16 protein-coding genes and 3 pseudogenes are annotated in these 22,771 nt (G+C 74.6%); 8 read left to right on the top strand and 11 right to left on the bottom strand.

Annotation, left to right across the window (positions count from 1 at the left end):
• Positions 1–53: 53 nt before the first annotated feature.
• From ACWGKU_RS20755 to ACWGKU_RS20740, 4 genes are all read right to left on the bottom strand, one after another.
• The gene (locus ACWGKU_RS20755) at positions 54–653 is read right to left on the bottom strand and encodes a TetR/AcrR family transcriptional regulator (protein WP_452191512.1); all 600 of its coding nucleotides are present in this window, start codon (positions 651–653) and stop codon (positions 54–56) included.
• Between the two features lie 76 nt (positions 654–729).
• The gene (locus tag ACWGKU_RS20750; RefSeq protein ID WP_401056518.1) at positions 730–1,779 is read right to left on the bottom strand and encodes an agmatine deiminase family protein; all 1,050 of its coding nucleotides are present in this window, start codon (positions 1,777–1,779) and stop codon (positions 730–732) included.
• Between the two features lie 52 nt (positions 1,780–1,831).
• Entirely contained in the window at positions 1,832–3,553 is a 1,722-nt protein-coding gene (locus ACWGKU_RS20745) for an urease subunit alpha (protein WP_452177257.1), read from the bottom strand.
• Positions 3,550–4,260 (bottom strand): urease subunit gamma, encoded by a 711-nt coding sequence (locus ACWGKU_RS20740; protein ID WP_401055214.1) that lies wholly within the window; start codon positions 4,258–4,260, stop codon positions 3,550–3,552. Before ACWGKU_RS20740 ends, ACWGKU_RS20745 begins: the two co-directional genes overlap by 4 nt.
• Positions 4,261–4,971: 711 nt before the next feature.
• On the opposite strand from ACWGKU_RS20740, the gene ACWGKU_RS20735 reads away from it, so the two are divergent.
• Together ACWGKU_RS20735 and ACWGKU_RS20730 are read left to right on the top strand one after the other, a co-directional pair.
• On the top strand, positions 4,972–5,346 hold the full coding sequence (locus ACWGKU_RS20735; protein WP_401054655.1) for an ATP-binding protein: 375 nt from the start codon (positions 4,972–4,974) through the stop codon (positions 5,344–5,346).
• 505 nt (positions 5,347–5,851) lie between these two features.
• The gene (locus ACWGKU_RS20730; RefSeq protein WP_452177256.1) at positions 5,852–8,194 is read left to right on the top strand and encodes a SpoIIE family protein phosphatase; all 2,343 of its coding nucleotides are present in this window, start codon (positions 5,852–5,854) and stop codon (positions 8,192–8,194) included.
• Positions 8,195–8,260: 66 nt separating this feature from the next.
• On the opposite strand, the gene ACWGKU_RS20725 is transcribed toward ACWGKU_RS20730, so the two are convergent.
• The 5 genes from ACWGKU_RS20725 to ACWGKU_RS20705 form a co-directional block, all read right to left on the bottom strand.
• Entirely contained in the window at positions 8,261–9,367 is a 1,107-nt protein-coding gene (locus ACWGKU_RS20725; RefSeq protein WP_452177255.1) for a DUF2637 domain-containing protein, read from the bottom strand.
• Positions 9,368–9,581: 214 nt separating this feature from the next.
• Positions 9,582–10,505, bottom strand: a complete 924-nt coding sequence (locus ACWGKU_RS20720; protein ID WP_401054451.1) for a (2Fe-2S)-binding protein — start codon at positions 10,503–10,505, stop codon at positions 9,582–9,584.
• Between the two features lie 159 nt (positions 10,506–10,664).
• Positions 10,665–11,507 (bottom strand): hypothetical protein, encoded by an 843-nt coding sequence (locus ACWGKU_RS20715; RefSeq protein ID WP_401054453.1) that lies wholly within the window; start codon positions 11,505–11,507, stop codon positions 10,665–10,667.
• 275 nt (positions 11,508–11,782) lie between these two features.
• Positions 11,783–12,631 (bottom strand): hypothetical protein, encoded by an 849-nt coding sequence (locus tag ACWGKU_RS20710; protein WP_359908005.1) that lies wholly within the window; start codon positions 12,629–12,631, stop codon positions 11,783–11,785.
• A 174-nt stretch (positions 12,632–12,805) separates the two neighbouring features.
• A complete protein-coding gene (locus ACWGKU_RS20705) occupies positions 12,806–13,423 on the bottom strand; it encodes a nucleotidyltransferase family protein (RefSeq protein ID WP_452177254.1) in 618 nt (205 codons plus the stop codon).
• 62 nt (positions 13,424–13,485) lie between these two features.
• Between ACWGKU_RS20705 and ACWGKU_RS20700 the strand changes: the two are divergent.
• From ACWGKU_RS20700 to ACWGKU_RS20690, 3 genes and pseudogenes are all read left to right on the top strand, one after another.
• A pseudogene (locus tag ACWGKU_RS20700) lies at positions 13,486–13,705 on the top strand (GTP 3',8-cyclase MoaA); the annotation flags it as partial.
• A 142-nt stretch (positions 13,706–13,847) separates the two neighbouring features.
• On the top strand, positions 13,848–14,618 hold the full coding sequence (locus ACWGKU_RS20695; protein WP_452177253.1) for an HNH endonuclease family protein: 771 nt from the start codon (positions 13,848–13,850) through the stop codon (positions 14,616–14,618).
• Positions 14,619–14,689: 71 nt separating this feature from the next.
• On the top strand, positions 14,690–16,255 hold the full coding sequence (locus ACWGKU_RS20690; RefSeq protein ID WP_452191510.1) for an alpha/beta hydrolase: 1,566 nt from the start codon (positions 14,690–14,692) through the stop codon (positions 16,253–16,255).
• A 78-nt stretch (positions 16,256–16,333) separates the two neighbouring features.
• On the opposite strand, the gene ACWGKU_RS20685 is transcribed toward ACWGKU_RS20690, so the two are convergent.
• Together ACWGKU_RS20685 and ACWGKU_RS20680 are read right to left on the bottom strand one after the other, a co-directional pair.
• Positions 16,334–18,700 carry a glycosyltransferase family 39 protein gene (locus tag ACWGKU_RS20685; RefSeq protein ID WP_452177250.1) on the bottom strand — a complete coding sequence of 789 codons (2,367 nt, stop codon included), beginning with the start codon at positions 18,698–18,700 and terminating at the stop codon, positions 16,334–16,336.
• 71 nt (positions 18,701–18,771) lie between these two features.
• Positions 18,772–19,893 (bottom strand): alpha/beta hydrolase, encoded by a 1,122-nt coding sequence (locus tag ACWGKU_RS20680; RefSeq protein ID WP_452177249.1) that lies wholly within the window; start codon positions 19,891–19,893, stop codon positions 18,772–18,774.
• A gap of 150 nt (positions 19,894–20,043) precedes the next feature.
• Here ACWGKU_RS20680 and ACWGKU_RS20675 point away from each other — a divergent pair, with 150 nt between their 5' ends.
• The 3 genes and pseudogenes from ACWGKU_RS20675 to ACWGKU_RS20665 all read left to right on the top strand — a co-directional run.
• Positions 20,044–20,973: a hypothetical protein gene (locus ACWGKU_RS20675; RefSeq protein ID WP_452177248.1), complete on the top strand. Its 930-nt coding sequence runs from the start codon at positions 20,044–20,046 to the stop codon at positions 20,971–20,973.
• Positions 20,974–21,091: 118 nt separating this feature from the next.
• A pseudogene (locus tag ACWGKU_RS20670) lies at positions 21,092–21,778 on the top strand (trypsin-like peptidase domain-containing protein); the annotation flags it as partial.
• 210 nt (positions 21,779–21,988) lie between these two features.
• Positions 21,989–22,708: pseudogene (locus ACWGKU_RS20665) on the top strand (putative Ig domain-containing protein); the annotation flags it as partial.
• Positions 22,709–22,771: the final 63 nt, after the last annotated feature.

The raw sequence follows: 22,771 nt of genomic DNA, 5'->3' as shown, positions 1-22,771 counted from the left end.
AAGTCGGCCAGGCCGACTTCTCGCGCGGCCGCGGGCGGGAGCCGCGGGCGGGTTCAGGTGCGCAGGAGGATGCCGGTGACGGCGGTGGCCTGGGTGAGGGCGGCGGGGCGGTGGGCGCCGGGGAGGCCGATGGCGATGGGGACGGCGAGGCCGTCGAGCAGGGCGCGGATCTGCAGGGCGCGGTCGGCGGCGGGGCCGGGGGTGAAGTGGCCGGCGGCGGCGCCCTCCTCGATGAGGGCGACCAGGTCGGCGTGCCAGGGGGCCTCGATCTCCTGCTGGCCCTGGCGGATCTCGGCGCTCGCGGGGGAGCGGCCCCACACCTCGACCCAGAGGATCCAGCGCGGGTCGCCCGCGCCCTCCGGCAGGTAGAGGCGCAGGTAGGCGTCGAGGCGCTGCCAGGGGTCGAGGGTGCGGTCGGCGAGGGCCTCGCGGCGGCGGGCGCCGAGCTGCTCCTCGCTCCAGCGCAGGGTTTCCAGCAGCAGCTGGTCCTTGCTGCCGAAGTAGTAGAGCAGGTGCCCGGCGCTCATCCGGAGCTGCTTGCCGAGCCCGGCCATGGTGAGTTTGGCGAGCCCGTGTTCGGCGATCGCGGCCCGGGCGGTGGCGAAGACCTCCTCGCGGGGGCGGGCCGGCCGGCGCGGGCGGGGGTCGGCCATGTGCGGGTCTCCTCGGTGGAACGGGGCCTCGGAAGCCGTCCGGGCGGGGGCGCGGGGCCCCCGCCCGGACGGGGCGTCAGAGTGCCTTCGGCTGCTGCTGGGTGATGCAGTGGATGCCGCCGCCGTTCGCGAAGATCTCGCGGGCGTCGACGAGTTCGACGGTGCGGCCCGGGTAGGCCTCGGCGAGGATGGCGGCGGCCTCCTGGTCGCGCGGGTCGTCGAAGGCGCACAGGACGACCGCGCCGTTGGCCACGTAGTGGTTGATGTAGGAGTAGTCGACCGGCTCGCCGTCCTCGTCCAGCAGGACGGTGGGGGCGGGCAGTTCGACGACCTCCAGCGGCCGGCCCCGGGCGTCGGTCGAGGCGCGCAGCACGGCGACCAGTTCGCGGCAGACCTCGTGGTCCGGGTGCGAGGGGTCGGGCTGGACGTGGGCGACCACGACGCCGGGGCGCACGAAGGAGGCGACGATGTCGATGTGCCCGCGGGTGCCGAACTCGTCGTAGTCGCGGGTGAGTCCGCGCGGCAGCCAGATCGCCTTGGTGGTGCCGAGGAAGGCGTGCAGCTCGGCCTCGACCTCCTCCTTGGTCCAGTCGGCGTTGCGGCCCTCGCCGAGCTGGACGGTCTCGGTGACCAGCACCGTTCCGTCGCCGTCGACGTGGATGCCGCCGCCCTCGTTGATCAGCCGGGAGGCGAAGCGCCGCACCCCGGTCAGTTCGCCGATGTGCTCGGCGATGTGCTGGTCCTTGTCCCAGCGGGCCCAGGACTGCGCGCCCCAGCCGTTGAAGATCCAGTCGGCGGCGGCCAGCGAGCCCTTGCCGTCGATCAGGAAGGACGGGCCGATGTCGCGCATCCACGCGTCGTTCAGCGGGCGCTCGACGATGTCGACCCGCTCGGAGACGTACTTGCGGGCCTCCTCGGTCTCACCGGTGTTGACGATCAGCGTCACCGGCTCGTACCCGACGATGGTGTCGGCGACGGCGGCCCAGGCCTGGCGGGCGGCGTGCAGCTGCTCGGGGCCGTCGAAGGTGGGGTTGGTGGTGGGGAAGGCCATCCAGGTGCGCTCGTGCGGGTGCCACTCGGCGGGCATCCGGTAGCCGAGGGAGGCGGGCGTGGGGGTGGTCGTCATCGAGTCCTCAAGAGGTCCGGGGCCGTGGCGCGGGGGGTCGGAGCGCGGGGGGTCAGAGAAAGTAGAGGCGGCTGAGCGAGACGCTGTCCGCGGGTTCGGAGCGCAGCGGCGAGCCGTCGAGCGAGACCAGCCCGGCCTCGGTGACCTCGACGTGGCCGACGCGGGCGTTGCGCACCATGTCGCGCGGTCCGATGCCGCGGGTGCCCCGGACGCCGACCCGGCGGCGGCGGGTGGGCAGCCCGTCGGCGGCCCGGTCGAGGTACGCGCCGTCGGCGGCGGCCTGGGCGACGAAGGCCACCGAGATGTCGGCGGCGGTCGCGCCGTGGGCGCCGAACTGCGGTCCCAGGACGAGCGGTTCGCAGCGGTCGGTGGAGGCGTTGGGGTCGCCGACCACGCCGTACGCGGGGAATCCGGCCTTGAGGACCAGCTGCGGCTTGGCGCCGAAGTGGTCCGGGCGCCACAGCACGATGTCGGCGAGCTTGCCGATCTCGATGGAGCCGACCTCGTGCGCGAGGCCGTGGGCGATGGCCGGGTTGATGGTGAGCTTGGCGATGTAGCGCAGCACGCGCTCGTTGTCGTCGCCGCTCTCCGTCGTGCCGTACGAGCCGGTGCCGTCGAGCGGGCCGAGTTCGGCCTTCATCTTGCCGGCCATGGCGAAGGTGCGGCGCACCGTCTCGCCGGCCCGGCCCATGCCCTGGGCGTCGGAGGAGGTGATGCCGATGACCCCGAGGTCGTGCAGGACGTCCTCGGCGCCCATGGTGCCGGCCCGGATGCGGTCGCGGGCCATCGCGGCGTCGCCGGGCAGGTCGACCTTGAGGTCGTGCGCGGAGACGATCATGCCGAAGTGTTCGCCGAGGGCGTCCCGGCCGAACGGCAGCGTCGGGTTGGTGGAGGAGCCGATGACGTTCGGCACGCCGGCCATCTTGAGCACGTTGGGGACGTGTCCGCCGCCGCAGCCCTCGATGTGGAAGGCGTGGATGGTCCGGCCCTCCAGCACCTTCAGGGTGTCCTCGACCGACAGGCACTCGTTCAACCCGTCGGTGTGCAGGGCGACCTGGACGTCGTACTCCTCGGCGACCCGCAGCGCGGTGTCCAGGGCGCGGGTGTGCGCGCCCATGTCCTCGTGCACCTTGAAGCCGGACGCCCCGCCCTCGGCCAGCGCCTCGATCAGCGGGGCCTCGTCGGAGGACGAGCCTCGGCCCAGGAAGCCGATGTTGACGGGCCAGGCGTCGAACGCGTTGAAGGCGTGGCGCAGTCCCCAGGGCGAGTTGACGCCGACGCCCCAGACCGGGCCGAACTCCTGGCCGATGATGGTGGTGACGCCGGAGGCCAGCGAGGCCTCCATGATCCGCGGCGAGAGCAGGTGGACGTGGGTGTCGATGGCGCCGGCGGTGGCGATCATGCCCTCGCCGGAGACGATCGTGGTGCCGGTGCCGACGACCACGTCCACGCCGTCCAGGGTGTCCGGGTTGCCGGCCCGCCCGATCGAGGCGATCCGGCCGCCGATCAGGCCGATCGAGGTCTTGCGGATGCCCTGGATCGCGTCGATCACCAGCACGTTGCTGATCACGACGTCGCAGGTGTCCCGGACCGCGGCGGGCTTGAGGTGCAGGCCGTCGCGGGCGGTCTTGCCGAAGCCGGCCAGGAACTCGTCGCCGGGCGCCTGGGAGTCGGATTCCACGCGGACGATCAGTCCGCTGTCGCCGAGCCGGACCCGGTCCCCGGCGCGCGGGCCGTGCACCGAGATGTAGTCGTGCGGGGTGATGGACGTCACGACTCGACCTCCGCGTCGTCGAAGTGGGTGAGGTAGCCGGTGGCGCGGGCCTTCGCCAGGGCGGCCTCCTTCGCGCCGGGCGCGTCCAGCGGGCCGTCCACGAGCCCCGCGAAACCGATCGCGACCCGCCCGCCGCCGATCGGCACCAGGCCGACCTCGACGGTGGCGCCGGGGTCGAAGCGCACCGAGGAGCCGGCCGGCACCGCGAGGTGGGTGCCGTAGGCGGCGGCGCGGTCGAAGGCGAGCCGCGGGTTGGCCTCGAAGAAGTGGAAGTGCGAGGTGACCGAGATCGGCACCGCGGAGGTGTTGTGCACGGGGAGCAGCAGTGTCTCCTCGACCGGGTCGTAGCCGGCTCCGTCGCCGATCAGCGCGCCGCCGGGGGCCTCGTCGCCGAGCGAGCCGACGCCCTTGAACGGGTCGTTGACGACGGCGAGGCGGGTGCCGTCCTCGAAGACGGCCTCGACCTGGACGACGGTGACCACGTCCGGCACGCCGGGCAGGACGTCGTCGGCGGTCAGCACGGAGCGGCCGGCCTCGATGGCCTCGGCCAGGCGCCGGCCGTCGCGGGCGGCCTCGCAGACGGCGTCCGCGATCAGGGCGGTGGCCTCGGGGATGTTGAGGCGCACGCCCCGGGCGCGGCGGGCGCGGGCCAGCTCGGCTGCTGTGAAGATCAGCAGCCGGTCCCGCTCGGTGGGGGTCAGTCGCACGGTTCCTCGCTCGCGGTCGCCGGGGAGGGGGTCGGCTCGGGGGGCCTGGGGGCTGTCTGGGGCAATGTTAGAACATCGTTCAAACATCTCGGGTCATTGAACCCGCACCGGGCCGCCCTGTCCAGCGTTGCCGCTCCGCGGGGGTTCGGCTTGCTGGGCGGGGGATGGGGGTGAGGGGCGCGACGGGGGTGGCGGGCCGGTCGGGTCCGCGGACCGCCACCCGGACCCGCCACCCGGACCCGGAGCGCAGACCCGCCGCCCGGGTCGGGCGCGCGGCCGGAGCGGGGCGGGGGCGCGCGGTCGGGCGCGCGGTCCGTACGGGCGCCGGGTGTGCGCGGGATCGGGTGGCGGCGCCCTCGAAAATCGCCTCTGCGCTTCGCAAACCTGTCCGGCGCGGGCAGTTGGATCACGCGAACCACTCCGTGCCCCTTTCACCCCACGTGATCGGACGCACACTGTTGCAAACGCCGTCAACTGGGCATGAGGATGAGTGGTCAGAACGAGGGGGCCACCCGGCCGGCGGGGGATCCGGAGGCGGGGGCCCGGATTTCAGGGCGGGGGCATGGGTTGATGGACGGTCAGTCGCGATTCCCGCGGCAGCGGACGAGTTCCGGCGACGCCTACCGGTCCGGGCCGGTCCAGGGGCCGACCGGCAGCACCGGGACGACCCTGCCGGGTGCACCGGCTCCGGGTTGTGCCCTGCACCGGCGGTTGCACCTCACGCTCGATCCGGCGGACCTGGTCGGGGTGGGCGCGGTCCGGCGGCGGCTGCGTTCGGCGCTGAGCCACTGGGGGGTGCCGGAGCTGTCCGACACCGCCGAGCTGCTCTCCTCCGAGCTGGTCACCAACGCGCTGCTGCACACGGGCACGGGCGCGGTGTTCGACGCGGTGCTCGACTCGGACCACCGGCTGCGGATCGAGGTGCAGGACGGCACCAGCAGACTTCCCGGGCGCCGCCGCGATCCGGAGGCCGAGTACGCGACCTCGGGGCGCGGCCTGCTGCTGGTGGAGGCGCTCGCGGACTCCTGGGGCGTACAGCTGCGCGGCGACGGCAAGGTCACCTGGTTCGAACTCGCCACGCCCTGATCCCGGCCCCGGCGCCGGCACAGTCTCTCGGCATCGGCATCGGCATCGGCATCGGCATCGGCATCGGCGCGGCCACGGCCCGACGGCCCCCGGGCCCGTCACCGGGCCCGTCACCGGGCCCGTCACCGGGGTCGTACGATTGTTCGCCATCGATTGATTCGCTGTCGAAGGAAGCCCGGAACAGAAGGCGGAACGGAAGGTTTCCGGCCCGTTGGCATTGCCGCTCGGCCGAACATTGGCCAGGATGGTGGGAATGTGTGTCCACGTGGCGGGAAGCAGCGGGGAGACCGAACCTCGACTGGCCACCGTCCGTCGCACCGTCCTATCCAGCACGACCCATCACACCGCCATGCGGCCCGTCCGGACGGTCGGCGCGGTCCGCCACGGCAGCGGCAGGAGCAGCATGCCCACTGAGCCCGAGTCGCCGGGGCCGGCACTTCCTCCCGGCGCGGCGCCCGGCGTCGAGCCGCGAACCGTGGAACCGCGAAGCGTGGAGCCGCGAAGCGTGGAGCCGCGCACCGCCGACCCGAGAGCCGCCGGGCCGCGAGCGGTCGGACAGCGGGCCGTCGAGCCGCGCGTCGCCGAGCAGCCGGGCGCCCCGGAGCCGCGCACTCCCGGGCGGCCCGTCGCCGGCGCCACCACCACCGGGACCGGCCGGGCCCGGCCGCCCGCCCAGACCACGCGCCGCGGCTCCGCGGTGCGCCCGTCGCCGAGCCTCGCCGCCGCCCGGCTGGCGCCCGTGCTGTCGGGCGGACTGCCGCCGTCCTCCGCGGACACCATGCCGGACTGGCTGGAGCCCGCGATGGCGGCCAACGGCATCGGCTCCTTCGACTGGGACATCCGCCGCGACGTCCTGGAGGGCGACCAGCGGGCCTGCACGATCGTCGGACTGGACGCCCTGGAGCACGGGCGCTTCGACCGCACCGCCGCCTCCTTCCTGGCCCTGCTGCACCCCGAGGACGCGCCCGTGGTGCGCCGCCGGGTCGAGCGCGCGGTGGCCGAGCTGGGCCAGTGCGGCGCCTACTACCGCACGGTCGGGGCGAAGGGCGGCATGCGCGCCGTGCGCTTCCGCGGCCGGGTGCTCGCCGACGCCTTCGGCCGGGCCTCCCGGATGGTCGGCTTCGTCTGGGACGCCACCGTCGAGCTGCACAAGCGGGACCACGCCGACCGGATGGCGCTGCTGCGCGAGGAGCGCTCCCGGTTCATCAAGGAGGCGGCGCGCGCCCTCTCCGAAGCCGTCACCGTGCGTGACGTGGCCCGGGTGTTCACCGAGCTGCCGCTGCCCGGGCTGCCGCCGGACGGCCTGGTGCTGGCCTCCTTCGAGGCCGGCCGGGCGCAGATCCTCGGGGCCTCCGGCTACCGCGCCGACACGCTGGCGGTCTGGGACCGCACCGTGCTGCCGCCCGGGCACCCGGCGGCCGAGGCGCTGCGCCACCGTACGCCGGTCTTCGTCTCGACCCGCGAGGAGTTCCGCGAGGGCTACCCCGAGGTGTGGGAGCCGACCAGCCGCAGCGGCCGGGGTTCCTGGGCGTACCTGCCGCTGGTGGCCAGCGGCCGGGCGATCGGCGTGTGCGTGGTCAGCTTCGACGACGAGCGCGAGCTCGACGCGGACGAGCGCACCCTGCTCACCACCCTGGGCGGGCTGGTCGCCCAGTCGCTGGCCCGGGCCCGGCTGCACGACGCCGAGCACGAGCTGGCGGCCGGCCTCCAGCGGGTGATGCTGCCGCGCACCGTCCCGTCCGTCCCGGGCGTGACCACGGCGGTGCGCTACCTCGCGGCCGGTTCCGGCCTCCAGATCGGCGGCGACTGGTACGACGTGGTGCCGCTGCCCGGCGGACACGTCGGTCTGGTGATCGGCGACGTCCAGGGGCACGACGTGCACGCCGCCGGGATCATGGGCCAGCTGCGGATCGCGTTGCGCGCCTACGCGGCCGAGGGCCACCCGCCCGCCGCCGTGATGGCCCGCGCCTCGCGCTTCCTCGCCGACCTCGACACCGACCACTTCGCGACCTGCGCCTACGCCGAGGTCAACGTGGACTACGGCGTGGTCTACGCCGTCCGGGCCGGCCACCTCGACCCGGTGGTGCGCCGCGCGGACGGCACCGCCGCCGTGGTGCCGGTGGCCGGCGGGCTGCCGCTGGGCATCGACCCGGACCAGGAGTACCGGGTCACCCGGTTCAGCCTGGACCCGGGCGAGACCGTGCTGCTCTGTACGGACGGCCTGGTCGAGGCGCGCGGCATGGACCTGGACGAGGGCATCGCCCGGCTCACCCGGGCGCTCGCCCGCCCGCTGCCGGACGCCGCGCAGGCCGCCCGCGACCCGCTGGAGGAGCTGGCCGACCGGATCGCCTCCCAGGCCGCCGACTCCAGCGAGCGCGAGGACGACATAGCGCTGCTGCTCCTGCGCTGGGACGGCCCGGCCGGCGGCCTGACCGCCCAGCAGCTGCGCCGCCGGATCGGCCAGGCCGACCTGGCGCGGGTGGCCGAGGTGCGGGCCGAACTGCGCGACGCGCTGCGCCGCTGGGGCGTGGCCGAGTTCATCGACACCGCCGAGCTGCTCTCCTCCGAGCTGGTCACCAACGCCATCCGGCACACCGACCGGGACGCCATGTTCACCGCCCGGCTCTACCGGGAGCCGGAGGCGGACGGCGGCCGGGCCCGGCTGCGGGTCGAGGTGGAGGACGAGTCGGACCTCTGGCCGACCCGCCGGACGCCGGGGGAGCAGGCCTCCTCCGGGCGCGGGCTGATGCTGGTGGAGGCGCTCGCGGACTCCTGGGGCGTGGAGCCGCGCGGCACCGGCAAGCGGATGTGGTTCGAACTCAGCGGGACGGCGGCGGCAGCGGCCTGACCACCCGTTCGGTTCCGGCTCCCCGGGGAGGCGGCGCGCCGCCCGGGGGGACCGGGCCGGAGGGGATCAGCCGAACTGCTGCTCCAGGTCCTTCAGTTTGCGTTCCAGCGAGTCCAGCCGGGGCAGGGTGACGGTGTCCTCCTCCATGGTGAGGTCGATGGTGCGCCGCTCCGGACGCGCCGGCAGGCCCGGCTGGACGACCGCGCCCTCGGCCGGCTCCACCTCGCGCGGCGCGGCGGCCCGCTCCACCCCGGGCCGTTCGGCCCGGACCCGTTCCGCCGCGGACCGTTCCACTCCGGGACGCCCCGCTCCGGGGGCCGCGGCGGCCACGGCGGGCTCCGGGCCGGACTCCAGCCGCCGTGCCGTCGCACCGCCGACGCGCCGCCAGGCGCTGTTGGAGCGGTTGATCGCCCGGATCTCGGCCCGTTCCCGGCGCCCCGCCAGCTTGCGGCGCTGCTTCTCGACGGTGCGCTCCCGCCTGTCCTCGCGCACCTCGTCGACCGCCTCGTCCAGGCTGCGGACGTTCTCCAGCAGCATCAGCGACCAGGCTGCGTAGGTCTCGCGCGGGGCGCGCAGCCAGCGGACGATGCGGATCTGCGGCAGCGGGCGGGGGACCAGGCCCTGTTCGCGCAGCGCGGCCCGGCGGGTCTGCTTGAGCGCCCGGTCGAAGAGGATCGCCGCCGAGAGGGACATGCCGGAGAAGAACTGCGGGGCGCCGGCGTGGGTCAGCCCGCGCGGGGCGTGCACCCAGTTGAACCAGGCCGAGGCGCCGGCGAAGAGCCAGACCAGCAGCCGGGAGCCGAGCGCCGCGTCGCCGTGGCTGGCCTCGCGGACGGCGAGCACCGAGCAGAACATCGCGGCGCCGTCGAGCCCGAACGGGACGAGGTACTCCCAGCCGCCGGACAGGCCGAGGTTCTGTACGCCGAAGCCGACCAGGCCGTGGAAGGAGAGGGCGGCCGCGACGCCGGCGCAGCAGAACAACAGGGTGTAGGAGGCGCCGCCGTACAGGGATTCCTTGCGGCGGCGCCGTTCCTCGGAACGTTCCCAGGAATCGGGGCCGGCGGTGGAGGAGGTGGCCCCCCGGCTGCGGAGCAGGGCCACCAGGAGTGCGCTGACCAGCAGCCCCACGACCACGGTGATCGCCCATCCGAGCGGTATGTCGGACAATTTCATCGCCGGAACCGGCCTCGCTTTCCTGCGTCGCTTTCCTGCGCCGTGATGGCGGGGACCATCATGGCGGATTCCGCGCGGAGGAATGGCCGATTCGCCGTCAATGCGCTGAGGAGAGGGATTTCTGACCCGGTGACCATCGCATGGTCATAGGAATGCGACGTGGGTTTTTCCAGGAATGGCGGGCTTTTCTAACCCGAAGTCGAACGGCTTTTCGTCAACGCCGCGTGACGCGCGGGCAGCCGCCGCACATGTCCCTCGGATCGGCGGTGTAGACGAGGCAGCAACTGGCCCGGGACCGGTCCGGGGGTGGGGCGCTCTCCGCACCGAGCGCCGGGGGCGCGAAACCGGCGCCCGGGGTGAAGGGCGCCGGGGCCGGGGCGGGACGGTCGTCCGCGCCGGGCGTGCGCGCGGGGTCGAGGGCCCCGCCGGGCGCCAGCAGCGCGGTCAGTTCGGTCCGCGCCCGCTCCCGCTCCCCGAGCAGCCCGCCCGCGTACCAGAGCCCCTCCACCACCGCGTCGGTGGCCATCGCCCAGAGCACCCGGGGTCCGCGCCGGGCCTCCGGGCCGAAGGCGGTGAGCACCGGGGCCAGGAAGGCGCCCAGGGCGGACCGCAGGGCGGCGGCCAGCGCCGGCTCGTCCGGCACCGTCCGGGCCTGCCCGGCTCCGGCTGCCGGGTCCTCCGGCAGGCAGGCGAACTCCGCCGCGCGGACGGTCAGTTCGACCGCGTCGGGGCGCCTGCGCAGCGCGACGTCCCGCAGGGTGAGCAGCGGGACGCGCCGCTCCAGGAACCACGGCAGCGTGAACAGCAGCGAGACCGGCCAGACGAAGCGGTGCAGCCCGAAGCCGGCCGCGACGTCCGGGCGCAGCGGCTGCCCGTAGCGGGCGAGGCCCCGCCGGGCGTCGTGGGCGATCAGCTCGCGCACCGCCTCGGGGCGGGTGGCCAGGTCGGCGGCGGGCAGCCAGCCGTCGCGGCGCCGGGGCGGGGCGCAGCGCACCGTCAGAACGGGGGTGAGTCCGGACAGCCGGTGGTACGAGGGGGCGCCCGGGGTGGCGGGAGCGGGGGCGGGGACGGCGGTGCGCGCCCCGGTGGTGCGGGGGACGCGCGGCCTGGGGCCGGGCCGGGTGCTGCTCGCGGTCATGGGCGGCCCCATCGGGTCGACCGGGGCGCCCATGGTCCGCCCGGCGGTGCCCGGCGGCACGGGCCGTCGGACGCGGCCGGACCGGGGCATGGCGGTGCCCGGGGAACGGCAAGGCGACCTGGCCGGGGTACTGCTCCCCCCGGCCAGGTTAGCCTCACCTTAGCTGATTGTTCCTCCAGTCTCGCTCGTGATGCGCCCGTCCGAGGGAGGCCCCGGCGCACGGGAGGCGGCCAACTGGCGCGCGAGCCAGACCGGCACCCCGCCCAGGCCGGCCACCAGCCGGGCCGCCTCGGCCCGCAGCCGCGCGGCCTCGGGCGGCTCGGAGACCTCGGCGAGCGCCGCGAGCGCCGGGGCCACCCCCACCGTGAAGCCGAGTTGCTCGCGCAGCCGCAGGGAGGCCTCGAAGCCCTCCCGGGCGTTCCCGCGGTCCCCGCGCGAGAGCGCCAGCGCGGCCAGGTGCCGCCAGGTGTACGAGCGCAGCAGTTCGTCCCCGCGCTCGCCGGCGCCCTCGTGCGCCCGGCGGTAGGCGATCCACGCGGCGCTGCGGTCGCGCAGCAGGTTCTCGGCCACCAGTCCGCGCCGGAAGTCCAGCAGCGGGCGGCCCGGGGCGTCCGGCGGCAGCAGCGCCGAGGTGCGGCCGAGCGCGGCCTGCGCCTCGTCCAGCCGGTCCCGCGGGCCGAGCACGCTCGCCACGTACGCGAGGAAGCCGCGGGCGCAGGCGGCGGCCGCGCGCTGCTCGGTGCCGGAGGCCAGCGCCTCCGCCAGGCGCAGCGCCTGTTCCGCCTGGGTCCAGTGCGCCGCGGTGAACAGGCACTGCTCGATGAGGAGTTCGGCCCGCCCCAGGGCCGCTTCCGGGTCGTGCTCGGCGGGCGGCCGCAGCAGTTCGGCGGCCTCCTGCCAGCACCCCCGGGACCTCAGCCGCCACACGGTGTCGCCCGGTTCCTCCGCTGCCGCCCGCCCCCGCTCCTCCGGGCCGCTCGGGTTCCATCCGTGCTCCGACAACGCCACCTCCTTGTGTGCGCCATCCGGCAAGCGCGCGGACCTGCCCCTGAGGCCCTGCCGCCACGACCCGCACGCATGGCGACGACAGGGCGAAAGGCCCGCGCTGTGGCCGCAATTCAACACGGGGGTGAGCTTGTGCACCAGATCACGAGCGAAGGTTGTTGCTTTTGGAGGAAAAATGATCTAGGGGTGCGCACGGGAGGAGACGCCGGAGGAGACACGGGAGGGGGAGGTGGGGGCGGAGGTGGGGGCGGCCCGGCGGGCCGCCCGGTGGGTCAGGAGGTCCAGCCGGTCTCCATCAGGGCCTCGGCGGCGCCGTTCGCGGGCTGCGGCACACCCGCCAGGTCCAGGCTGAACAGGGCGACCAGCAGCTGTTCGCCGCGCACGGTGGCCTGGTGCGAATAACCCGCGAGGGTGAACATCGCGGCGGCCATCTCCTCGGCGTGCAGGGTCTGCAGCCAGAGGCACTCGACCGACTTCACGTCGGCGGGCTCGGTCCAGGTGTCCACCTGGGCGACCATCCGGCTGCCCAGCAGGGTGACCCCGTCGCGCTCCTGGGCCTCGGTCAGCTCCAGGTCGTCGAAGCCCAGCCACTCCAGGTAGCGGGCGGCGGTGAACACCGCGTCCTGCGAGGTGCGCACCGGATGGGGGCGGAACGGCGCGCGGTGGCGGAACGGGCGGGGGCGGCCGGCCGAGGGCGGTGCGGGCGGGGCCGGGGCGGGCGCGTTCATCGGGTGGGCCGGGTACGGGCGGGCGGCCTGCGGGCCGGGGGCGGCGAGCGGGGCGGCGGTGCCGCCGCCCAGGCGGGTGGCGCGGTCCACCGGCAGCCGGACGGTGGCGCCGCAGTTGCAGGTGAACTCGGGCTGCGGCCACTGGTCGGAGCGGCCGCAGTGCGGGCAGCGCATGCTCAGCCAGGAGTCCTCCCAGGACCGGAAGCGCACCTGCACCGGCACCCCGCCGCGCAGCAGCGGCACCTTGAGCGAGGCCCCGCACGGGCAGGGGAGGGAGGGAGGTTCGTAGAGGTGCTCGCGGCGGCAGGCGGGGCAGCGGATCGCCCGGGCGCCACCGCCCGGCCCCGGCCGCGTGGGGTCGTGTCCGGTGAAGTCGTCGGGCAGTCCGGCCATCGCGGGCTCCGTCCGTCGGGGGCGGGTGGGTGGGACGTTTCCCATGCTCCCCGAAATGTCCGGCGCCGGGCGCGGAATGAGGCAATCCTCAGGGACGGATCAGGGAATCCTGCCCGCTCGGGTGGGGGCGGAATCCTCCCCGAGGGGGATGTCCGGCGGGCCGGACCGGGACGTTCACCCGGCGGACCAGCGGGCCAGGTCGGCGGGGGTGTCGAGGTCGTCCGGGGTGGCGACGTCGGCGCACTCGACCAGGACGAGCTCCGCCGCGTGCGCCGCCAGCAGGGCGCGGGCCCCGGCGTCGCCGCGGGCGCCCGCCGCCGCCTCGGCGAAGTGCCGGGCACCGATCAGCACCGGGTGCCCGCGCCGCCCGCCGTAGGCCGCCGCGGCCAGTTCGGCGCCCGCCCGGTGGGCGGCCAGCAGCCGGGCCACCGCGGCCGGGGTGACGCCCGGGGTGTCCACCAGCATCACCAGCGCCGCCGTGGCGTGCGGCGGCAGGGCGGCCAGGCCGGCCCGCAGCGAGGAGCCCATGCCCTGCGCCCAGTCCGGATTGCCGACCAGCCGGCAGCCCGGCAGGTGCGCGGTGGCCCGCACCCGCCCGCCCTGCGCGCCCAGCACCACCGTGACGTCCGCGCAGCCGCCGGCCCGGACCACCGCCACCGCGTGCTCCACCAGCGGCCGGCCCCCGTACCGGAGCAGTGCCTTGGGCCGCCCGCCCAGGCGCCGCCCGCCCCCGGCGGCCAGGACCAGGGCGGCGACCGGGCCCGGTCCGGCGGGTGTCGGCGCAGTCTGCATGGGGCCAGCCTGCCCGGTCGGGGCCGGGGCGCGCATGGTGGGAAGCCACAAGGGGAAGCCACTGCGGCGGCTGCGGCGGGTGCGGCTGACCGCCGACGGGCAGCTGCGCGCCTGTTCGCGACCGAGGAGTCGGACCTGCGGGCACTGCTGCGCGGTGGGGCGGACGACGCGGCGATCGAGGCGGCCTGGCGGGTGGCGGTGGCCGGCAAGGGGCCCGGGCACGCCATCGGCAGCGCGCGGTTCGTCCGGCCCGACCGTCCGATGTCGGCCATCGGCGGCTGAACGCCCCGCCGGGGCGGGGCGGCACGAGCGGGTGTGAGCTTCGACATGCTCCGGCCCGGCCCGTGGCGTCGGCTTGACCTGCTCTCGGGGCGGCTGATCTGCTGGTTCGCCGTCACCCCGCCCCTGATCCCGGGAGTTCTCCGTGCCCGCCCGCCGCACCACCCTGTCCGCCGCCACCGTGTTCCTGATATGCGCGCTCGCGCTGGTCGGCTGGCTGATCGGCGGCCGCGACCACAAGTCGACCGGCCCCAAGCCCGGTGGCGGCGTTGTCGCCGGGGCCACCGGCACCAGCCCGCTGCAGAACCCGGACGGCACCAAGCCCGGCCTGGCGCCGCTGACCACCCCCGAGGAGCGGAAGGCCGGCCGGGACGTCATCGCCAAGGTCGCCACCGCCGCCGTCGGCACCAAGGACGGCTACGACCGCAACGAGTTCGGCCCCGCCTGGACGGACAACGTCGACGGCGTCCCGTTCGGCGGCAACAAGTGCGACACCCGCAACGACCTGCTCGCCCGGGACGGCACCGGCGTCGAGCACAAGGACGGCTCGGACTGCACGGTCACCGCGATGACCATCTGGGACCCGTACACCGGCAAGAGCGTCCAGTGGACCAAGCAGCAGGCCTCCAAGATCCAGATCGACCACGTGATGCCGCTCTCCTACGACTGGCAGATGGGCGCCAGCAAGTGGGACAAGGCCAAGCGCGTCCAGATCGCCAACGACCCGCTCAACCTGATCCCCGCCGACGGCTCGCAGAACGCCTCCAAGGGCGACTCCGGCCCGGCCGCCTGGCTGCCCGCCGACACCGGGATCCGCTGCTCCTACGCGGTGCGCTTCGCCCAGGTCTCGCTGAAGTACCAGCTGCCCGTCACCGACGCCGACAAGAAGGCCATGCTCCAGCAGTGCGACGGCTGACGGACCGTTGACCCCGGCCGGGGGGCGGGTGCGATGTGCTTCGGACGCAGGTCGGATGGTATTCGTGGGCGGTGCCCCCGATCACTTCCCGGTTCCCCCGCTCGTCCGGGCGCGCCGTGCCCGCCCTCGCCGCCGTCCTCGCCCTCGCGCTGTCGAGCGGCTGCACGGGCGGCGTCGCCCGGCCTCCGCTGGACGAGCGGGTCGCCGCCACCGCGACACCCGCCCTGCGCGCGCTCTACGACCAGCACATCGACTGGCAGCCCTGCCCCGGCGACGACGGCACCGACCCGGACACGGCCGTCGTGCGGTGCGCCACCCTCAAGGTGCCGCTGGACTACGCCGACCCGGGCGGCCGCACCATCGACGTCGCTGTCACCGAGGTGCCCGCCGCGGACCGCGAGCACCGGCTCGGGGCCCTGCTGCTCAACCCCGGAGGGCCCGGCAACTCCGGTGTCAAGATGGTCCGTTGGGGCTGGAAGAACTATCAGGGGCCGCTGCACGACCGCTACGACCTGGTCGGCTTCGACCCGCGCGGCACCGGCGACACCGTCCCGGTCCAGTGCCTGGACGACTCCACGCGCGACGAGTGGGACGCCACCGACGACCCGGGCTACGGCCGCGGCCGGGTCCTCGCCGAGGCCTGCGAGGCCCGGCACGCCGACCTGCTCCCGCACCTCGGCACCCGTGACACCGCCCGCGACCTCGACGTGCTGCGCGGCGCCCTCGGCGAACGCCGCCTGGACTTCCTCGGCTTCTCCTACGGCACCCACCTCGGCGCCCGCTACGCCGAGGAGTTCCCCGAGCGCACCGGCCGGCTCGTGCTCGACGGCGCCGTCGAGCACGGCGTCCCCACCGCCCGGCTCGGCATCGAACAGGCCGTCGCCGCCGAGGACGGGTTCCGGGCCTTCGCCGCCGACTGCGCCACCGAGGACGGGGACTCCTGCCCGTTCGGCCCCGACCCGGCCACCGCCCCGCAGCGCCTCGCCCGCTTCCTCGACGGCCTGCGCGAGCACCCGCTGCGCACCGCCGACGGCCGTACGCTCACCGCCGCGCTCGGCTGGGGCGCCGTCCTGGACGCGCTCGCCGACGGTCACCAGTCCTGGTCCGGGCTGCGCGACGCCATCGAACCGGCCGTCACCCGGGGCGAGGGCGAGAACCTGCTCGCCCTCGCCGACAGCGTCTACGGACGCGGCGAGGACGGCCGCTACCAGAGCGTGGCCGACGCCTTCGCCGCCATCTCCTGCGCCGACGGCCCGCCGCCGCCCACCGACGCGGAACTGCGCCCGGCCCTCGCCGAACTCGCCGCCCGCGCCCCGCTGACCACCGGGCACGACCCGGCGGGCACCCTGCTCGTCCCGGACTGCCGGGCCTGGCCGTACCGCTCGCCCGAGGCGCCGCTGCCCGTCCGGGCGCAGGGCAGCGCGCCGGTCCTCGTGATCGGCTCCACCGGCGACCCGGTCACCCCGTACGCCTGGGCGCAGCGGCTGGCGGGCGGGCTGGAGCACGGCGTGCTGCTCACCCGGGACGGCGACGGGCACATGGCCTACTACCGGAGCAGCTGCGTCCGGGACGCGGTGGCCGCCTACCTGGTGGACGGACGGCTGCCGGAGGCGGACACCCACTGCGCGACCGACTGAGGACGGGCGGCCGGGGACGGCGGAAGGGGGCGCGCCGTGCGAACGCGGCACGCCCCCTTCGGGGTTGCGGGCCCACCGTCAGGAGGTGGGGGCCGTCAGGTCGTAGAAGGTGGTCGAGCCGATGGTCTCCGCGGTGAAGTGGGCGGCCACCCAGGACGCGATCCGGGCGGACTCGTTCTGCTGCCCGCCCTCGTCGCCGCCCGCGCCGCCGAAGCCGCGGTGGGAGCCGCCGGCGCCGATGAACCAGTGCACCTTGCCCTCCTGGACGTACGTCCGGAAGCCGTCCAGGGTCAGCGAGGGGTCGGTGCCGTTGAAGCCGCCGAGGGCCATCACCGGTTCGCCGGTGGCGAGTTGGTAGCCGGCGGCGGTCTGCGAGCCGATCGTGGCGGCCGCCCAGGTGTAGTGGTCGGCGTTCTCCTTCAGCATGGCGGCGACCTCGTCGGTCACCTTGGGGCCGTCGAGCAGGCCGCCCATGCCGCCGGGGGGCGGGCCGCCGGCGGTGGCGCCGCCGGGGAGGCCGTCGGTGCCCGTGCCCTCGGGAACCTGCGCGCCGGGGAAGCCGGTGCCGCTGCCGGTGCCGTTGCCGCGCTCGTGGCGGCCGTTGCCGTGGTCGGTGCCCGCCCCCGTGCCGCTGCCCGGGAAGCCCTGGCCGCCGGGGAAACCCTGGCCGTTCTGCCCGCCCGGGAGGCCCTTGCCGCCCTTGCGCCCCGTGCCGCCCGGTCCGAACGCGCCGTCCACGCCCGGCCCGGCGGTCACGATCGAGCCGGTGTGCGGGGTGTTCACGGTGTCCACCGCGTACGCCGCCGGACCGCCGAGCGCCGTCGCCAGGCCCACCAGGCCCGCCACCGAGGCGATCCGCGCGCCGGTCCGGCCGGAGAACCGCCCGGTCGGCGACCCGGCGGCCGGCGAGCCGACGACCAGCGGACCGGCGGCCAGCGCCGCCGCCGCGAGCAGCCCGCCGACCAGCACCGCCCAGCGCAGCCACGGCACGAAGTCCGGGCTACGGCCGAGCAGCACGAACGCCCAGACCGCCGTCACCGCGAGCGTCCCGGCCAGCACCAGCGCCCGGGGCAGCCGGTGCCGGGCCCGCCACAGGCCGTCCACACCCATGCCGACCAGCGCCGCGACGGCCGGGGCCAGCGCCACCGTGTAGTACTGGTGGAAGATCCCGGACATGAAGCTGAAGATCAGCGCGGTGGAGAGCAGCCAGCCGCCCCAGACCAGGAAGGCCGCGCGGGCGGTGTCGGTGCGGGCGTAGCGGCGGGTCGCCCAGAGGGCGGCCACCAGCAGGATCAGCGCGGCCGGCAGCAGCCAGGCGATCTGTCCGCCGATGTCGGTGCCGAACATCCGGGTCAGCCCGGTCCGGCCCCAGCCGCGACCGCCGCCGCGCATCGCACCGCCCGGCAGGTCGAGCCCGGCCGGCATCCGGGCGCCGCCGCCCACGCTGCCGGTCTCGTCGCCGTTGATCCGGCCGAGGCCGTTGTAGCCGAAGGTGAGCGAGAGGAAGCTGTTGTCCTGCGAACCGCCGACGTACGGGCGGGCGGAGGCGGGCAGCAGCTCGACGACCGCCACCCACCAGCCGCCGGCCACGACCATCGCCGCGCCCGAGAGCAGCAGCTGCCGCACCCGCCGCCACAGGCCGGTGGGCGCGACGATCAGGTAGATCACCGCGAACGCGGGCAGCACGAGGAAGGCCTGCAGGGTCTTGGTGAGGAAGGCGAGGCCGAACACCACCCCGGTGAACACCAGCCACCGGGTGCCCGCCGCCTCGACCGCGCGCACCAGCCCGTACGCGGCCAGCGTCAGCAGCAGCACCAGCAGCGCGTCCGGGTTGTTGAAGCGGAACATCAGCGCCGCGACCGGGGTGAGCGCCAGCGCGGCGCCCGCCAGCAGGCCGCCGAGCGGGGAGAAGCGGCGGCGCACCGTCGCGTACAGCACGCCGACGGTGGCCGCTCCCATCAGCGCCTGCGGGGCCAGCACCGACCACGAGGAGAGGCCGAAGATCCGCGCCGACAGGGCCATCGGCCACAGCGAGGCCGGGGGCTTGTCGACGGTGATGAAGTTCGCCGCGTCCGAGGACCCGAAGAAGAAGGCCTTCCAGCTCTGGGAGCCGGCCTGCACGGCGGCCGAGTAGAAGGAGTTGGCCCAGCCGGAGGCGCTCAGGCCCCACAGGTAGAGGACGGTGGTCGCGGCCAGCAGCGCCAGCAGGGCCGGGCGTACCCAGCGCGGGTCGTCCGCGCGCCCGCGCCAGGCGCGGGCCGGGAGGGTGCGCAGCCGGCCGGACCAGGACGCCGGCCCCTTGGGGCCGGTGGGCGGCAGGGGCTGCTCGGGGAAGAGCGGCGCCGGGTCCGGCCGGGCCGGGCCGGGCGGCACCTCCGGCGGCGGGTGGTTCGCGGCCTCGGGCCACGGTTCGCCGGCCGGAGGGGAGTAGCTGCTCGTGGTCATGCGCCATACGGTGGGTGGCGCGGCTGAGAGAACCGTGAGACGGGGCTGTGAGGCGCGTGTGATCCGGAACGTCAGGCGGATGGCGGCATGGTGAGGTGCTCGCCCAGCCACTCCAGGGCCGGGGGGATCTCCCGGGTCCAGGTGTGGAAGTTGTGGCCGGCGGTGTCCAGGGTGATGGTGGACATCTTGGTCGGGGCCTTGAAGGCGGCGACCATGGCCTCGGTCTCGTCGCGGTTGTTCTCGTCCTTCGCGGTGGTCAGCAGCAGTGAGACCGGGGCCGGCGGCTGGTTCTTCAGCCGCCACAGCAGGTCGTTCTCCTGCTTCAGCCGGTCGTTGCCGCCGAAGAGGTCACCGGTGGTCGCGTCGTGGGCGGCGCTGTAGTAGCCGGAGAGGGCGACCGCCGCGCGGTAGGAGTCGGGCTTGCGCAGCGCGAACTTGAGCGCGCAGTAGCCGCCGGTGGAGTTGCCGATCACCGCCCGGTTGGCCGGGTCGGTGCCGATCCGGTACGTGGTGGCGAGGGCCTTGGGCAGGTCGGTGGTGAAGAAGGTCTCCACCTGGGGGCCGTTCGGCACGTCCACGCACTCGGTGTCCCGGTCGCCGACCAGGGTGGGGCGGGTCATCACCAGGACGGTCGGCGGCAGCTTCTTCTGCTCGATCGCGTTCAGCGTGGACGCCGGGTACTGCATCAGCGAGATCAGCTTCTCCGGAGTGCCCGGGTAGCCGGTCAGCACCAGGGCCATCGGGAAGCGCTGCTTGGCGTAGTCCGGCTGGAAGTACTGCGGTGGCAGGTAGACGTACGCCTCGGTGGTCAGACCGCTGCCGGCTCCTTTGACGTCGACCTTCTGGATCAGGCCGGAGCGCTCCGGGTCCGAGCCCTGGGCGGAGTAGAACCTCTGCTCGCCGGTGACGGCCACCCCGGAGGCGTTGGGCTGGTGGTCGACCACCGTGCCGAGCCCGCCGCTGGTGCCGAGCAGGTCGGTCCAGGAGCTGTAGAAGCCGAAGTAGCTGTTGGCGATCAGGCCCATCGCGGCCAGGACCGACACCTGGGTGGCGAGGAACGCGCCGATCCGGCCCAGCCACGCCTTCCAGCCCTTCCCGCCGAACCGCGGCCAGAGCCACATGGTGGCGGCGAAGACGGCGATCGCGAGGAGGGAGGCGATGATCTGGAGCGGGAGTCCGGTGAGACTGAGCACGAGCCCGATCGTAGTTGACCTCCGTGGAGGCCCCGGGGCGGCCCCTTCCGATGATCGTCCTTATCGGGTTGACCCGGATGGTTCGTGCTCGGCAGCATGTCGCCCTGACGCGTACGGGGAGTGCGCGGCGGATGACAGTGGGGTGGGGTCGTGAAGTCGATGCGGTGCGCGGGGTCTTCGGGTGGGGCGGGTCTGGCGGTCAGCGGGGTGCTGCTGCTCGCGGCCTGCTCCGGCGGGGGTGGTGGTGCCGCCGCGCCGAGCGCTTCGGCGACGGTCGTGCCGAGCGCCTCGGCGACGCCGTTCGGGACGACGCTCGCGCAGTCCCTGGAGCCGGTCGGCACCGGGCTGTCGAAGGTGGCCGCGGCGACGACCGTGAAGGAGGTCGAGACCGCGCTCGCCATCGTGGAGTCCAGTGCCGACCGCGCGGTCCGGAGCCTGAAGGCCGCCGGCGCACCGGACGGGGTCGACGCGGCGCGCACCGAACTGGTGACGGGCCTGAACACGCTCTCCTCCGAGGCGCTGACGATCCGCACCGACCTCAACCTCAAGAAGTACTGCACCGTCGGCGTCATCCAGGCACAGCTCGGCGGCGGCCAGGGACTGGTGGCGGTCCCCGCCGCGCTCGCCAAGCTGGCGACGGCCGGCCAGCCGGCCGCCCTCACCGTTCCGCAACTGCCCAAGCCGCAGCCGCAGCCGCGGGCCCAGGAGAACGGTTCCCCGGTCCGCGACGGCGGGAACCGCGGCAAGGGGGAGCTGACCTTCACCAACAACGGGGACGTGGACGCCGTCGTCTCGGTCGTCCAGGACGGCCAGGCCGTGGCCTCGATGTACGTGGTCAAGGGGCAGAAGGCCACCATCGAGGGCATCACGTCGGGCTCGTACGCCTTCCACTACACCACCGGAGTGGACTGGGACGCCGACGTGAAGCAGTTCACCCAGGACTGCCGGTTCGTCAAGGTCGGTGACAAGTACGAGTTCGAGCCGTCCGGGACGACCTGGACCGTCAAGCTCCGCGCGGAGGGCGGCGAGGGCACCGGCAATTCTGCCTGGCTGACCGCGGCCACCGCCCCGCAGCCGTAGCCGCCGCGTAGCCTCTGCCCGTAACGGGCATACCGGGACGGGTCGTTGCCTTCGGATGGCACGACCCGTGCCGGGCAGTGGCGAGTTCGGTCACAATCCTTGACCTCTTGAAGTGGCCATGGCACTTTCGTGCGGCGCGGGCGTCGGCGACCAGTCGTACACCCCGCGATCCCCCACAAGGAGAGCCATGTTCAAGAGATTTGTCGCGGTGGCCGGTACCAGTGCCGTCGTCGCGGGCGGGCTGGCCTTCGCCGCCGCCCCCGCGCAGGCCGTCCAGGCGGCCGACCTGACGTCCACCATCGCCCTGAGCAACTGCTCGGCCTCGCTGGTCCGTTACCCCACCTCGGTGGCCGGCGACCGCGCGCTGATGCTCACCAACGGGCACTGCCTGCCGACCATGCCCTCGGCCGGCCAGGTGATCCAGAACGCCACCGCCAGCCGCAGCGGCACCCTGCTGAACGGCGCGGGCAACAGCCTGGGCACCGTCCAGGCCGACAAGGTGCTCTACGCGACGATGACCGGCACCGATGTCGCGCTCTACCAACTCACCGACACCTACGGGTCGATCAGCTCCAAGTACGGCGCCACCGCGCTGACCATCAGCGACTCGCACCCGACCGACGGCGCGTCGATGTACATACCCTCGTCGTACTGGAAGCAGGTCTGGAACTGCTCCGTCAACGGCTTCGTGCCGACCCTGCGCGAGGACGAGTGGACCTGGCACGACTCGCTGCGCTACAGCTCCGGCTGCAACACCACGCACGGCACCTCCGGCTCGCCGATCGTCGAGTCCGCCAGCGGGCGGATCATCGGCATCAACAACACCGGCAATGACGACGGCGCCATGTGCACCCTCAACAACCCGTGCGAGGTGGCCGCCGACGGCACCACCAAGGCCTTCAAGGGCCAGAGCTACGGCGAGGAGACGTACTGGTTCACCACCTGCCTGAACTCCAGCCGGGCCATCGACCTCAACGTCTCCGGCTGCCTGCTCACCAAGCCGGCCGGCAGCGGCACCGTCTCGGTGACCAACCCGGGCAACCAGTCCACCGTCGTCGGCGGCGCGGTGAACCTCCAGATCGGCGCCTCCGGCGGCACCGCCCCGCTGTCCTACGCCGCGACCGGCCTGCCCGCCGGGCTGTCGATCAACTCCTCCACCGGCGTCATCGCGGGCACCGTCTCCACCGCGGGCAGCTCCACCGTGACCGTCACCGTCACGGACGCCGCGGGCACGTCGGCCTCCACCTCCTTCACCTGGGCGGTCTCCACCGGTGGCGGCAGCTGCACCCCGGCGCAGCTGCTGGGCAACGCGGGCTTCGAGACCGGCACCGCCACCCCGTGGACGACGTCCAGCGGCGTGGTGGACAACAGCTCCTCGCAGGCGGCCCACGGCGGCTCCTGGAAGGCGTGGCTGAACGGCTACGGCTCGACCCACTCGGACTCGCTGTCGCAGACGGTGAGCATCCCGTCGGGCTGCAAGGCGACGCTGAGCTTCTGGCTGCACATCGACACCGCCGAGTCGGGCAGCACCGCGTACGACAAGCTGACCGTGTCGGTCAACGGCACCGCGCTGAAGACCTACTCCAACGTGGACGCCGCGGCCGGCTACCAGCAGCGCACCTTCGACCTGTCGGCCTACGCGGGCCAGAGCGTCACCGTGAAGTTCGCCGGGACCGAGGACGCCTCGCTCCAGACCAGCTTCGTGATCGACGACACCTCCGTCCAGACCGGCTGACCAGGTAACGCCCAAGGGGCGGTGGCCGGTTCGACGGTCACCGCCCTCGGGTGCGCACCGGCC

It is taken from the genome of Kitasatospora sp. NPDC054768, from assembly GCF_053612025.1.
This window is presented reverse-complemented; position numbering and strand designations above follow the sequence as displayed.